The organism is Mycobacterium sp. NPDC004974 (assembly GCF_053600815.1).
This window is the reverse complement of record NZ_JBSGAQ010000008.1, coordinates 16,909-28,484: the sequence shown is the minus strand read 5'-3', so window position 1 is coordinate 28,484 and position 11,576 is coordinate 16,909. Positions and strand designations below refer to the sequence as shown.

The 11,576-nt window shown below is 66.6% G+C and carries 16 protein-coding genes; 14 read left to right on the top strand and 2 right to left on the bottom strand.

Annotated elements, in window-relative coordinates; translation table 11 throughout:
* The first annotated feature begins 4 nt into the window (after window positions 1-4).
* From ACWEFV_RS18850 to rplO, 12 genes are all read left to right on the top strand, one after another.
* Window positions 5-706: a hypothetical protein gene (locus ACWEFV_RS18850; RefSeq protein WP_286174676.1), complete on the top strand. Its 702-nt coding sequence runs from the start codon at window positions 5-7 to the stop codon at window positions 704-706.
* Between the two features lie 35 nt (window positions 707-741).
* Window positions 742-1,644, top strand: coding sequence for a formylglycine-generating enzyme family protein (locus ACWEFV_RS18845; protein WP_450071256.1), 903 nt, complete (start codon window positions 742-744; stop codon window positions 1,642-1,644).
* A gap of 196 nt (window positions 1,645-1,840) precedes the next feature.
* Complete coding sequence (gene rplN / locus ACWEFV_RS18840) at window positions 1,841-2,209, top strand: 50S ribosomal protein L14 (RefSeq protein ID WP_029106885.1); 369 nt, start codon at window positions 1,841-1,843, stop codon at window positions 2,207-2,209.
* Window positions 2,210-2,527 carry a 50S ribosomal protein L24 gene (gene rplX / locus ACWEFV_RS18835; RefSeq protein WP_135452895.1) on the top strand — a complete coding sequence of 106 codons (318 nt, stop codon included), beginning with the start codon at window positions 2,210-2,212 and terminating at the stop codon, window positions 2,525-2,527.
* Window positions 2,527-3,090 carry a 50S ribosomal protein L5 gene (gene rplE, locus ACWEFV_RS18830; RefSeq protein ID WP_044516174.1) on the top strand — a complete coding sequence of 188 codons (564 nt, stop codon included), beginning with the start codon at window positions 2,527-2,529 and terminating at the stop codon, window positions 3,088-3,090. Before rplX ends, rplE begins: the two co-directional genes overlap by 1 nt.
* 4 nt (window positions 3,091-3,094) lie before the next feature.
* Window positions 3,095-3,280, top strand: a complete 186-nt coding sequence (locus ACWEFV_RS18825; protein ID WP_135452896.1) for a type Z 30S ribosomal protein S14 — start codon at window positions 3,095-3,097, stop codon at window positions 3,278-3,280.
* A 106-nt stretch (window positions 3,281-3,386) separates the two neighbouring features.
* The gene (gene rpsH / locus ACWEFV_RS18820) at window positions 3,387-3,785 is read left to right on the top strand and encodes a 30S ribosomal protein S8 (RefSeq protein ID WP_029106887.1); all 399 of its coding nucleotides are present in this window, start codon (window positions 3,387-3,389) and stop codon (window positions 3,783-3,785) included.
* Window positions 3,786-3,798: 13 nt separating this feature from the next.
* Window positions 3,799-4,338 (top strand): 50S ribosomal protein L6, encoded by a 540-nt coding sequence (rplF, locus tag ACWEFV_RS18815; RefSeq protein ID WP_044516177.1) that lies wholly within the window; start codon window positions 3,799-3,801, stop codon window positions 4,336-4,338.
* A gap of 2 nt (window positions 4,339-4,340) precedes the next feature.
* Window positions 4,341-4,748, top strand: coding sequence for a 50S ribosomal protein L18 (gene rplR / locus ACWEFV_RS18810; RefSeq protein WP_135452897.1), 408 nt, complete (start codon window positions 4,341-4,343; stop codon window positions 4,746-4,748).
* Between the two features lie 25 nt (window positions 4,749-4,773).
* Window positions 4,774-5,430, top strand: coding sequence for a 30S ribosomal protein S5 (gene rpsE / locus ACWEFV_RS18805; RefSeq protein WP_135452898.1), 657 nt, complete (start codon window positions 4,774-4,776; stop codon window positions 5,428-5,430).
* Between the two features lie 2 nt (window positions 5,431-5,432).
* Complete coding sequence (gene rpmD, locus ACWEFV_RS18800) at window positions 5,433-5,615, top strand: 50S ribosomal protein L30 (protein ID WP_044516182.1); 183 nt, start codon at window positions 5,433-5,435, stop codon at window positions 5,613-5,615.
* Window positions 5,612-6,055, top strand: a complete 444-nt coding sequence (rplO, locus tag ACWEFV_RS18795) for a 50S ribosomal protein L15 (protein ID WP_450071255.1) — start codon at window positions 5,612-5,614, stop codon at window positions 6,053-6,055. The genes rpmD and rplO overlap by 4 nt, the downstream gene beginning before the upstream one ends.
* Before the next feature lie 145 nt (window positions 6,056-6,200).
* On the opposite strand, the gene ACWEFV_RS18790 is transcribed toward rplO, so the two are convergent.
* Complete coding sequence (locus tag ACWEFV_RS18790) at window positions 6,201-7,127, bottom strand: LLM class flavin-dependent oxidoreductase (RefSeq protein WP_450071254.1); 927 nt, start codon at window positions 7,125-7,127, stop codon at window positions 6,201-6,203.
* 84 nt (window positions 7,128-7,211) lie between these two features.
* Here ACWEFV_RS18790 and sppA point away from each other — a divergent pair, with 84 nt between their 5' ends.
* Window positions 7,212-8,996, top strand: a complete 1,785-nt coding sequence (sppA, locus tag ACWEFV_RS18785) for a signal peptide peptidase SppA (protein ID WP_450071253.1) — start codon at window positions 7,212-7,214, stop codon at window positions 8,994-8,996.
* Window positions 8,997-9,254: 258 nt separating this feature from the next.
* Entirely contained in the window at window positions 9,255-10,631 is a 1,377-nt protein-coding gene (locus ACWEFV_RS18780) for an MFS transporter (RefSeq protein ID WP_450071412.1), read from the top strand.
* A 7-nt stretch (window positions 10,632-10,638) separates the two neighbouring features.
* Here ACWEFV_RS18780 and ACWEFV_RS18775 read toward each other — a convergent pair whose 3' ends face one another.
* The gene (locus ACWEFV_RS18775; protein ID WP_450071252.1) at window positions 10,639-11,559 is read right to left on the bottom strand and encodes a class I SAM-dependent methyltransferase; all 921 of its coding nucleotides are present in this window, start codon (window positions 11,557-11,559) and stop codon (window positions 10,639-10,641) included.
* Between the last annotated feature and the right edge of the window lie 17 nt (window positions 11,560-11,576).

Here is an 11,576-nt window from a genome sequence, read left to right as displayed (position 1 = left end):
GTCGATGAGAGTGAACGCGATCAGAGTGGGCGCCGGTGCGTTGACGCTGCTGGCATTGTCGGGCTGCGGGGGCGGCGTCGACATCGCGGATCCGCTCGCTCCCACCACGACCTCGGCGGGGCCTGTCACGACGCTTCCCGTGACAACACCTCAGCGGGAACGGCCGTCGGAGTTCGCCGTGCCTGCTTACGGCGTCGAGCCGACCACCACAAGGGTGCTGGCCGCCGGCGAGGTCACCTGCCCGCCCCCGGCCGGCCCGACCCTCACCGCCGGGAGCCAGGCGCCCGGCTCGCCGACGCTCACCGTCGCCGTGCCCGAAGGGTTCACCGAGGTGACACCGCATGCGGCAGCGGTACGGCTGACCGGCCCGGCAGGGATGACCGCCGAGATCACGCTCACCCCGACGACGCGGACCGCCCGGGCAGATTTTGAGCAGTACGCCGGCGACCGCGTCGCGAAGTACCCGATCAACAGTGTCAGCGTGCTCCCCGGTGACCTGTGCGGGTACAGCGGGCAGAAGCTGATGGGCACCCTGGCGGAGCGGCCCGGAAAGGGCATCGAATACGCCGACCGGATCGTTCACGTGTGGACCAATCAGGGGGCTTTCCTGGCCGTCGTGCGCCTCGAAGCCCCGAGTGAAACGCCGGGATTCGACGAAGCCAGGACGGCGATGCTGGCCGACTTCGGAATCACGATGCCTGGCTGAATCGGCCGATGCCGGGCCCGACTAGCCTCGGTGCCGTGGTCACCGAACTCATCGAACTGCCGGGCGGGGCCTTCCAGATGGGTTCGACGGCGTTCTACCCCGAGGAGGCCCCGGTCCACTCCGTGACCGTCGGGGCATTCGCCATCGAGAAGTGTCCGGTCACCACCGCCCAGTTCGGCGCGTTCGTCGAGGCCACCGGGTACGTCACGATCGCCGAACGGCCGATGGACCCGGCGCTGTATCCCGGGGTGGACGAGGCCGATCTGGTGCCCGGGGCGCTGGTGTTCAGGCCTGCCGATGGCCCCGTCGACCTGCGGGACTGGCGGCAGTGGTGGGACTGGGCGCCCGGCGCCGACTGGCGCCACCCGTTCGGGCCCGATCGCGACGCTGCCGCCCCCGAGCACCCCGTCGTCCAGGTGGCCTATCCCGACGCCGCGGCCTACGCGGCCTGGGCCGGGCGCCGGCTCCCCACCGAGGCGGAGTGGGAGTACGCGGCGCGTGGGGGAGTCGAGGGGATCTACGCCTGGGGCGACGAGGTGACTCCCGGTGGAACGCTCATGGCCAATACGTGGCAGGGCCGGTTCCCGTATCGCAACGACGGCGCGCTCGGCTGGCACGGCACGTCGCCGGTCGGCAGCTTCCCGGCGAACGCATTCGGCCTTCTCGACATGATCGGCAACGTGTGGGAGTGGACCACGACGCGGTTCATGGGGCAGCACCGGTTGGCGGCCGACGCCCCGGCGTGCTGCCCACCTGCGGGATCCGCCCGGCCGGCGACGCCGGAGTTGGTGGCGGATCCGACCGTTAACCAGGTGCTCAAGGGTGGTTCGCACCTATGTGCACCGGAGTACTGTCACCGGTACCGTCCAGCAGCGCGGTCACCGCAGTCGCAGGACAGCTCGACGACGCACATCGGGTTTCGCTGCGTGGTGAGCTGAGGCCAGGACCCACGCTCGACGGGTAAAGTGCCGCGATTTGGCGCATTCGCCGTGCTCACCTACTATGTAGGGGTTGCCTTGGGCAGACCTCGGTTGACTGCTGTTTTGAGTCAGCTCTGCGTGCCCTTCGGAAACAAAGACCGCGCACGTCCAGGTCGGTATCTGGCGTGCATACAAATCCAGGTCAGGAGATCGAGTGATTCAGCAGGAATCGCGGTTGAAGGTCGCCGACAACACGGGCGCCAAGGAAATCTTGTGCATCCGCGTGCTCGGTGGCTCATCGCGACGCTATGCCGGTATCGGCGACATCATCGTCGCGACCGTCAAGGACGCCATCCCGGGCGGCAACGTCAAGCGTGGCGATGTCGTCAAGGCCGTCGTGGTGCGCACCGTCAAGGAGCGCCGCCGCGCCGACGGCAGCTACATCAAGTTCGACGAGAACGCCGCCGTCATCATCAAGGCCGACAACGACCCCCGCGGCACCCGCATCTTCGGGCCGGTCGGTCGCGAACTGCGCGAGAAGAAGTTCATGAAGATCGTCTCGCTGGCTCCGGAGGTTTTGTAAATGAAGGTCCACAAGGGCGACACCGTGCTGGTGGTCTCGGGTAAGGACAAGGGCGCGAAGGGCAAGGTCATCGAGGCCTACCCGACCCGCGACAAGATCCTGGTCGAGGGCGTCAACCGGATCAAGAAGCACACCGCGCAGTCACAGAACGAGCGCGGCGCATCGTCGGGCGGCATCGTCACCCAGGAAGCCGCGATCCACGTGTCCAACGTGATGGTCGTCGATTCCGACGGCAAGCCGACTCGTGTGGGTTACCGCGTCGATGAAGAGACCGGCAAGAAGGTCCGCATCGCCAAGACCAATGGCAAGGACATCTGATGACCGCACCTGAGAAGGTTCAGCCTCGGCTCAAGCAGCGCTACCGCGAAGAGATCCGTGAGTCGCTGAACAAGCAGTTCGAGTTCGACAACGTCATGCAGATCCCGGGCGTCGTCAAGGTTGTCGTCAACATGGGCGTCGGCGACGCCGCCCGCGACGCCAAGCTGATCAACGGCGCGGTTGCCGATCTGGCCCTGATCACCGGCCAGAAGCCGGAGATCCGCAAGGCCCGCAAGTCCATTGCACAGTTCAAGCTGCGTGAGGGCATGCCCATCGGCGCGCGCGTCACGCTGCGCGGCGACCGGATGTGGGAGTTCCTGGACCGGCTGATCTCCATCGCCCTGCCCCGTATCCGCGACTTCCGCGGCCTGAACGGCAAGCAGTTCGACGGCACCGGTAACTACACCTTCGGCCTCAACGAGCAGTCGATGTTCCATGAGATCGACGTCGATTCCATCGACCGTCCCCGCGGCATGGACATCACCGTGGTCACCTCGGCGACCAACGACGACGAAGGCCGTGCGCTGCTGAAGGCGCTGGGCTTCCCCTTCAAGGAGAACTGAGCACATGGCAAAGAAGGCGTTGATCTACAAGGCCAACAAGAAGCCCAAGTTCGCGGTTCGCGCGTACACGCGGTGCAACAAGTGCGGTCGCCCGCACTCGGTTTACCGCAAGTTCGGGCTGTGCCGTATCTGCCTGCGCGAGATGGCGCACGCGGGTGAGCTGCCCGGCGTGCAGAAGTCCAGCTGGTAACACCCAGCAGGCACCGCGCGCGAGCGCAGCAGACCACAGACCAATCCAAACAGGTTGCGGAAGGCCCTGAAGAGGGAACCGCCGCGAGGAAGGTGAGCCGGTTGTCATGACGATGACTGACCCGATCGCAGACTTTTTGACACGTCTGCGCAACGCCAATTCGGCGTACCACGATGAGGTGACTCTGCCCCACTCGAAGATCAAGGCGAACATCGCCGAGATCCTCAAGAAAGAGGGCTACATCTCCGATTACCGCACTGAGGACGCCCGCGTCGGCAAGTCCCTGGTGGTCTCGCTCAAGTACGGCCCCAGCCGTGAGCGCAGCATCGCCGGCCTCCGCCGCGTGAGCAAGCCCGGTCTGCGGGTTTACGCAAAATCCACCAATCTGCCTCGGGTGCTCGGCGGCCTGGGCGTGGCGATCATCTCCACGTCCTCGGGTCTGCTCACCGACCGTCAGGCGGCACGAAGCGGCGTGGGCGGCGAAGTCCTCGCCTACGTGTGGTGAGGGGATAGAAGACATGTCGCGTATTGGTAAGCAGCCGGTCCTGGTTCCCGCCGGGGTCGATGTGACGATTGACGGCCGCAACGTCTCGGTCAAGGGCCCCAAGGGCACGCTGACCCTGGACGTCGCCGAGCCGATCACCGTCGAGCGCAACGAAGACGGCGCCATCGTGGTCAGCCGTCCCGATGACGAGCGGCGCAGCCGCTCCCTGCACGGGTTGTCCCGCACCCTGGTGGCCAACCTGGTCACCGGTGTCACCGAGGGCTACACCCGCAAGATGGAGATCTTCGGCGTCGGCTACCGCGTCGCACTCAAGGGTTCCAACCTGGAGTTCGCGCTCGGTTACAGCCACCCCGTGGTGATCGAGGCGCCCGAGGGCATCACCTTCGCCGTCGAGACGCCCACCAAGTTCTCGATCACAGGTATCGACAAGCAGAAGGTCGGTCAGATCTCCGCGGTCATCCGCCGCCTGCGCCGCCCCGACCCGTACAAGGGCAAGGGCGTGCGTTACGAGGGTGAGCAGATCCGCCGCAAGGTCGGAAAGACAGGTAAGTAACCATGGCTGCAAAGACTGAAGCTGCCGCCGTCCGCAAGCCGGTGGGGCAGAACATCTCTGAGACCCGCCGCAACTCACGGCTGCGTCGGCACGCCCGGCTCCGCAAGAAGGTCTCCGGCACCGCCGCGACCCCGCGTCTGGTGGTCAACCGCTCGGCACGGCACATCCACGTCCAGCTCATCGACGACCTGGAAGGCGTCACGCTGGCGGCTGCCTCGTCGATCGAGGCCGACGTTCGCGCCGTCGAGGGTGACAAGAAGGCGCACAGCGTTCGGGTCGGTCAGCTGATCGCCGAGCGCGCCAAGGCTGCCGGCGTCGACACCGTGGTGTTCGACCGTGGTGGCTACACCTATGGCGGCCGGATCGCCGCGCTGGCGGATGCCGCGCGCGAGGGCGGGCTGAAATTCTGATGACTGTCAACGAGAGGACTGCATGATGGCCGAGCAGGCAACTGGTGCCGGCGGCCCAGGCGCTTCCGACAACCGTGGTGGCCGCGGCCGCCGCGACGACCGCGGTGGCCGTGGTGGCCGCGACAGCGGTGAGAAGAGCAACTACATCGAGCGCGTGGTGACCATCAACCGCGTCTCCAAGGTGGTCAAGGGTGGTCGGCGCTTCAGCTTCACCGCTCTGGTCATCGTCGGTGACGGCAAGGGCATGGTCGGCGTCGGCTACGGCAAGGCCAAGGAAGTTCCGGCCGCCATCGCCAAGGGTGTCGAGGAAGCTCGCAAGAACTTCTTCCGTGTCCCGCTGATCGGTGGCACCATCGTCCACCCGGTCCAGGGTGAGGCGGCCGCGGGTGTGGTCATGCTGCGCCCCGCCAGCCCCGGTACCGGTGTGATCGCCGGTGGTGCGGCTCGCGCGGTGCTGGAATGCGCCGGCGTGCACGACATCCTGGCCAAGTCGCTGGGCAGCGACAACGCGATCAACGTGGTGCACGCCACCGTTGCCGCGCTGAAGATGATCCAGCGTCCCGAAGAGGTGGCGGCCCGTCGCGGTCTGCCCCTCGAGGACGTTGCGCCGGCCGGCATGCTGAAGGCCCGGCGCGAGAGCGAAGCGCTGGCTGCCGCAGCAGCGCGTGAGGGATCGGCATAACCATGGCAGAGCTGAAGATCACCCAGGTGCGCGGAACCATCGGCGCACGCTGGAAGCAGCGTGAAAGCCTGCGGACCCTGGGACTGAAGAAGATTCGTCAGTCGGTGGTTCGTGAGGACAACGCGCAGACCCGCGGTCTGATCAAGGCCGTTCATCACCTCATCGAGGTGGAGGAAGTCAAATGAGCGTCATTAAGTTGCACGACCTGAGGCCCGCCCCCGGGGAGAAGAAGGCCAAGACCCGCGTGGGTCGTGGTGAAGGCTCCAAGGGTAAGACCGCCGGTCGTGGTACCAAGGGAACCAAGGCCCGCAAGAACGTCCCCGCGACGTTCGAGGGTGGCCAAATGCCGATCCACATGCGGCTGCCGAAGCTCAAGGGCTTCAAGAACCGCTTCCGGACCGAGTACGAGGTCGTCAACGTCGGCGACATCACCAAGGCCTTCCCGCAGGGCGGCACCATCGGTGTCGACGAGCTGGTTGCCAAGGGCCTCGTTCGCAAGAACAGCCTGGTGAAGGTGCTCGGCGACGGCAAGCTGGCCGTCAAGGTCGACATGACCGCCAACAAGTTCAGCGGTAGCGCCCGTGAGGCCATCACCGCTGCCGGCGGTTCGGCCACCGAACTGTAGTTTCTCTGCGCGAGCAGACACAAAAGCCCCCGCTTCGGCGGGGGCTTTTTGCGTTGAGCGCCATGGGTTCGGCGAGCGTGGAACCTCTGCGAGAAAAGCCGCGAAATCTCGCAGATGATCCACGCTCGCGGTGGGGTGGACGGATCTAGGTGAGCTGCGGGATCACATCTGCGGCCAGGCGTTCCATCTGCTCGCGGTCCTCGGCGACGCTTGCGCCCGTGGGGTTGAGCACGATGGTCTGCGCGCCCGCATCGAGAACCTCGCGTAGGCCCCGCACCACGTCGTCCGCGGTGCCGGCCACGGCCACATCTGCCAGCCAGGACGTGTCCCCGTAGATCCGCCGCAGGCCCGCGTCCACCCGATCCCGCGCCCGGGCCGTGTCGTCGTCGACGATCAGGTACACCCGCTTGCCGATCCGGAAGGCCGCCGCATCCTTGCCCTGCTCGTCGATCTCCCGGCGCACCGTGCGTACTGCCTCGGCGAAGGCCGCGGTGGTCGAGGAACCGGCCCCGAGAAACGCATCGCCGTGGCGCACCGCCCGCGCCAGTGCCGCCGGCGCGTTGGCGCCGAACCAGATCGGCGGGTGCGGACGCTGGACGGGTTTGGGGCTGATGGCCAGGTCGTCGACGTCACGGAACCGGCCGTGAAAAGTGATCCGGGGTTCATCCGACCAGGCAGCCTTCATCAGCTCCAGGCCCTCGGTGAAGCTGGAGATGAACGTCGAGGAGTCGACCCCGAAGGCCGGGAACTGCCGGAAGCTGCCGCCGGGTGCGACCCCGACGTCGAGGCGGCCGTGGCTGAGCCGGTCCACCGCGGTGATCGCGGAAGCCAACTGCAGCGGGTCGTGTAGCGAAGTGATCAGGACCGCCACGCCCAACCGCAGCGTCGTCGTGACCGCCGCGGCATACGACAGCAGCTCCAGCGGGGCGATCGTCGGTGCGGGGCCGACGGTCTGCTCGATCGTCCAACCGCCCTCGAACCCGAGTTCCTCGGCGCGAGCCAGATATGCCTTGAAACCCGTGTCGTCGAAGCCGTCGTGATCGAGCTGCGGGAGCGAGATGGAGAACGTCACCTGTCTCACGGTACGACGGTGGACCCGGTGGCCGGCGACTTCTCGTCGACGCGCGCAGAATCCGCGGATCGGTAGGCTCGGTTCATGTTCGCTTTTCTCCCAGGGCTGCCCGGCCAGGACGATCTCAAGACGTTGGTCCGGCGCGTCGACACCGCTCGGCACAACGGAGTGCCCAACGGGTGTGTGCTGGAGTTGGACCTGCAGTCGATGCCGCCGGAGACCACCGGTTTCGACCCGCTGGCCGTGATCTCGGGCGGCGGCCGGCCGCTTGTTCTGCGGCAGGCCGTCGCGGCGATCCACCGTGCCGCCGAGGACGATCGGGTGGCCGGGCTGATCGCGCGCGTCCAGCTGCCCGCCGCCGCCCCCGGCCCCGTGCAGGAGCTGCGTGCCGCCATCGCGGCATTCAGCGCCGTCAAGCCCACGTTGGCCTGGGCTGAGACCTACCCCGGCACGCTGTCCTACTACCTGGCATCGGCGTTCCGCGAGGTGTGGATGCAGCCGTCGGGCACGGTCGGCCTGGTTGGTTTCGCCACCAACGCGATGTTCCTGCGCGATGCGCTCGACAAGGTAGGTATCGAGGCACAGTTCGTTGCGCGCGGTGAATACAAGTCCGCCGCAAACATTTTCACGCAAGCCGGCTACACCGACGCGCAACGCGAGGCTGACGGCCGGATGATCGAGAACCTGCAGTCGCAGGTGTGGCAGGCCATCGCCGAATCACGGCAGCTGGCCGTGGAGAGAATCAACACGCTGGCCGACGCGGCGCCGGTGCTGCGTGATGAGGCGGTCACCGCCGGCCTGATCGACCGGATCGGGTTCCGTGACGAGGCCTATTCGCGGATCGGTGAACTTTCCGGAGGCCCGACCGAGGCCGGGGCGGACGCCGACAATCACCCGGATGCCCTACCGCGACTTTATCTTTCGCGTTATGCGCGGACGTCGCCGAAGGTGCCTGCGCCGCAGATACCGGGCCGCAAGTCCAAGCCCGCCATCGCGGTGGTGACACTGCACGGTCCCATCGTGAGCGGGCGCGGCGGGTCGCAGGTGCTGCCGCTTGGTAAATCCAGCGCCGGCGGAGACACCATCGCCGCGGCCCTTCGTGAGGCCGCCGCCGACGACGACGTATCGGCGATCGTGCTGCGGGTGGACAGCCCCGGCGGCTCGGTCACCGCATCGGAAACGATTTGGCGCGAGGTGGTTCGGACCCGCGAGCGCGGCAAGCCCATCGTCGCCTCGATGGGTGCGGTCGCCGCGTCGGGCGGCTACTACGTATCGATGGCGGCCGACGAGATTGTGGCCAACGCAGGCACCATCACCGGATCCATCGGCGTGATCACCGGCAAGCTGGTCTCGCGCGAGCTCAAGGACAAGCTCGGGGTCGGATCGGATTCCTTACGCACCAACCTCAATGCCGACGCCTGGTCTTCCAACGCGCCGTTCACCGACGAGCAGCACGCCCACGTCGAAGCCGAGACCGAGCTGTTCTACACCGATTTCATCACGCGGGTGGCAGATGGACGGAAGCTGTCGGTGGAGCAGGTCGACGAGGTGGCCCGAGGCCGGATATGGACCGGTGCCGATGCCCTGGAGCGCGGTCTCGTCGACGAACTCGGCGGGCTGCGTGCCGCGGTCACCCGGGCCAAGGTCCTGGCCGGACTGGATCCGGACACCAAGGTACGAGTGCTGAACTACCCCGGTTCGTCCTGGCTGGACATGTTGCGGCCCAAGCCTTCCTCGCAACCTGCCGCGGCCTCGCTGCCGCAGGCCGTCGGTAACCTCCTCGGCCAGTCGGTGCTCGGCTTGCTGGACCAGGCTGGGCGCACGGTGACCGGTTCCAACGCGCTATGGCTGGGGGACTACCGGTTCTGATGCGGACCCGCCGATGACGGTAGGTGATTCGCATCGCGGCGCGTGGCGCGGTAACGTCGGCTCCGGAGCAGAAGGTAGCCAATCAAACTACGGTCTGGCCCTGCGGTGTTGATCTGAATCAGCCGACGTCGAAGATGTGATCCGACGGGAGCAGTGTCGTCAGGCACGAGGAGGGTTCCCGTGGGCACCGCGCACTCGGACAGCACGAGCAGTACGGGCAAGACGTCAGATTCGCCGGAAACGGCAGAACCGGCCACCGTGGAGGAGACGCCTCCCGAAGTTCAGCGGCGTGCCGTCGCCGCATCGGCGATCGGTAACGCCACCGAATGGTTCGACTACGGTATCTACGCCTACGGCGTGACCTACATATCCGCGGCGATCTTTCCCGGCGATGGGAAGCAAGCGACACTGCTGGCGCTCATGACCTTCGCGGTGTCCTTCCTGGTCCGTCCACTCGGCGGATTCGTCTGGGGCCCCCTGGGAGACCGGATCGGCCGAAAACAGGTGCTGGCCATAACAATTCTGTTGATGGCGGGTTCCACCCTGTGTGTCGGTTTGGTCCCGACGTATGCCGCGATCGGTGTCTGGGCGCCGGTGCTGATGGTGCTGCTGCGGATGATCCAGGGCTTCTCCACCGGCGGGGAGTACGGCGGCGCAGCGACATTCATGGCCGAGTACGCTCCGTCTCGTCGACGCGGATTCCTCGGCAGCTTCCTCGAGTTCGGCACGCTGGCCGGGTTCTCGCTGGGCGCGTTGATGATGCTGGGCTTCTCGGTGATCCTCACCGAGGACCAGATGGGTTCGTGGGGTTGGCGATTGCCGTTCCTGGTCGCCGCTCCACTGGGGCTGATCGGTGTCTATCTGCGTACCCGGCTGTCTGAGACCCCGGTGTTCCGCGAACTCTCCGAGGCGGGGGAGGGGGAGCCGCAACCTTCCACCGAACTCAAGGATCTGCTGCTGCGGTACTGGGGACCGGTGCTGCGGCTGGGCGGACTGGTGGTGGCACTCAACGTGGTCAACTACACCCTGTTGACATACATGCCCACCTACCTGAAGAGCACCATCGGCCTGTCCACCGACATGTCGCTGGTCGTGCCCATCATCGGCATGCTGGCGATGATGATCTTCGTGCCGTTCGCCGGCCACATCTCCGATCATGTTGGGCGTAAACCGATGTGGTGGTTCTCGCTGATCGGGCTGTTCGTGGCGGGGGTGCCGATGTTCCTGCTGATGGGCACCGGCGTGGTCGGTGCGGTGATCGGTTTCGCGGTGCTGGGGCTGTTGTACGTGCCGCAGCTGGCCACCATCTCGGCGACCTTCCCGGCGATGTTCCCCACTCAGGTCCGATACGCGGGCTTCGCGATCGCCTACAACGTGTCGACGTCGATATTCGGGGGCACCGCGCCCGCGGTCAACGACTGGCTGGTGAGCCTCACCGGCGAGAACCTGGTACCGGCCTACTACATGATGGTGGCCTGCGTGATCGGTGCGGTGGCGCTGGTGAGAATCCCCGAGACCGCGCGGTGTCCGATCAGCGGCACCGAGATTCCCGGCACGCCGGAGGCCCCGCCGCCTGTCGGTTATGACGCCGAATCAATCACGGAGCCGTACACCGCAGCCGGCCGGGCCGTCTGACCGCTCCTCAGTCCAGAGTGCCGCTGATGTAGACGATCTCGCCCATCGGGTCGTTCAGGTCACGGTCGGGAACCGCCAGACCGTGGCGGCCGAACAGCTCCGAACGGCCCACCCCGGTCATCTTCCAGCCCTTGGCGGTCAGGTAGTCGGCGGCCGAATGCCTTTCGCCGTGGTAGATGAGCGACGGCATGTCCATGTTCAAACCGATCTGGCTGAACGTCGCGGTGGCGGCACGGGCCGTCTCCGGGTCGAAATCCTTGAGCCCGGGCACGAACTCGGTGGCCACCGCACTGCCGGGTGCGCTGAGTTCGGCGATGTTGTCGAACAGCCGGTCCTGCGCCTCCGGCGGCAGGTAGATCAAAAGCCCCTCGGCACACCACGCCGTGGGCTTGGCCGGATCGAATCCCGCTGCCCGCAGGGCGGCCGGCCAGTCGTCGCGCAGGTCGATCGGTACGGTGCGTCGTTCTGCCGTCGGTTCCGCGCCCAGATCCGCCAGAGTGCGGGTCTTGAACTCGATCACCTCGGGCTGGTCGATCTCGTAGACGATGGTGCCCGCTGGCCAAGGCAGCCGGTACGCACGCGAATCCAGACCGGAGGCCAGGATCACCGCCTGCCGGACACCCGCCTTACCGGCCGCGAGGAAATAGTCGTCGAAGAACCGGGTACGCACGGCCATTTCGTCGATGTTGGACCGGGCCCGCTCGGCGGCCTCCGGCGCGAGCTGGGCCAGCGCATCCAGACTCAGCTCGCCATCGACCATCTTGGTGAACACCTCGATGCCCACAGCGCGGACCAATGGAGCGGCGAACGGATCGTCGATCAGCCCATGGGAATCCCGGCTGGCGATCGCCCGCCCGGTTGCCACCAACGTTGCCGTTGCGCCGACGCTGGAGGCCAGATCCCAGCTGTCGCCATCGGTGCGTGCCATCTTGCGCCTCCTGGTCG

What these genes read in the sequence shown, in the direction of transcription:
- ACWEFV_RS18850 (WP_286174676.1), top strand. Translation starts at nt 5, where the DNA reads ATGAGAGTGAACGCGATCAGAGTGGGCGCCGGTGCGTTGACGCTGCTG.
- rplX (WP_135452895.1), top strand. Translation starts at nt 2,210, where the DNA reads ATGAAGGTCCACAAGGGCGACACCGTGCTGGTGGTCTCGGGTAAGGAC.
- rplE (WP_044516174.1), top strand. Translation starts at nt 2,527, where the DNA reads ATGACCGCACCTGAGAAGGTTCAGCCTCGGCTCAAGCAGCGCTACCGC.
- ACWEFV_RS18825 (WP_135452896.1), top strand. Translation starts at nt 3,095, where the DNA reads ATGGCAAAGAAGGCGTTGATCTACAAGGCCAACAAGAAGCCCAAGTTC.
- rpsH (WP_029106887.1), top strand. Translation starts at nt 3,387, where the DNA reads ATGACGATGACTGACCCGATCGCAGACTTTTTGACACGTCTGCGCAAC.
- rplF (WP_044516177.1), top strand. Translation starts at nt 3,799, where the DNA reads ATGTCGCGTATTGGTAAGCAGCCGGTCCTGGTTCCCGCCGGGGTCGAT.
- rplR (WP_135452897.1), top strand. Translation starts at nt 4,341, where the DNA reads ATGGCTGCAAAGACTGAAGCTGCCGCCGTCCGCAAGCCGGTGGGGCAG.
- rpsE (WP_135452898.1), top strand. Translation starts at nt 4,774, where the DNA reads ATGGCCGAGCAGGCAACTGGTGCCGGCGGCCCAGGCGCTTCCGACAAC.
- rpmD (WP_044516182.1), top strand. Translation starts at nt 5,433, where the DNA reads ATGGCAGAGCTGAAGATCACCCAGGTGCGCGGAACCATCGGCGCACGC.
- rplO (WP_450071255.1), top strand. Translation starts at nt 5,612, where the DNA reads ATGAGCGTCATTAAGTTGCACGACCTGAGGCCCGCCCCCGGGGAGAAG.
- sppA (WP_450071253.1), top strand. Translation starts at nt 7,212, where the DNA reads ATGTTCGCTTTTCTCCCAGGGCTGCCCGGCCAGGACGATCTCAAGACG.
- ACWEFV_RS18775 (WP_450071252.1), bottom strand. Translation starts at nt 11,559, where the DNA reads ATGGCACGCACCGATGGCGACAGCTGGGATCTGGCCTCCAGCGTCGGC.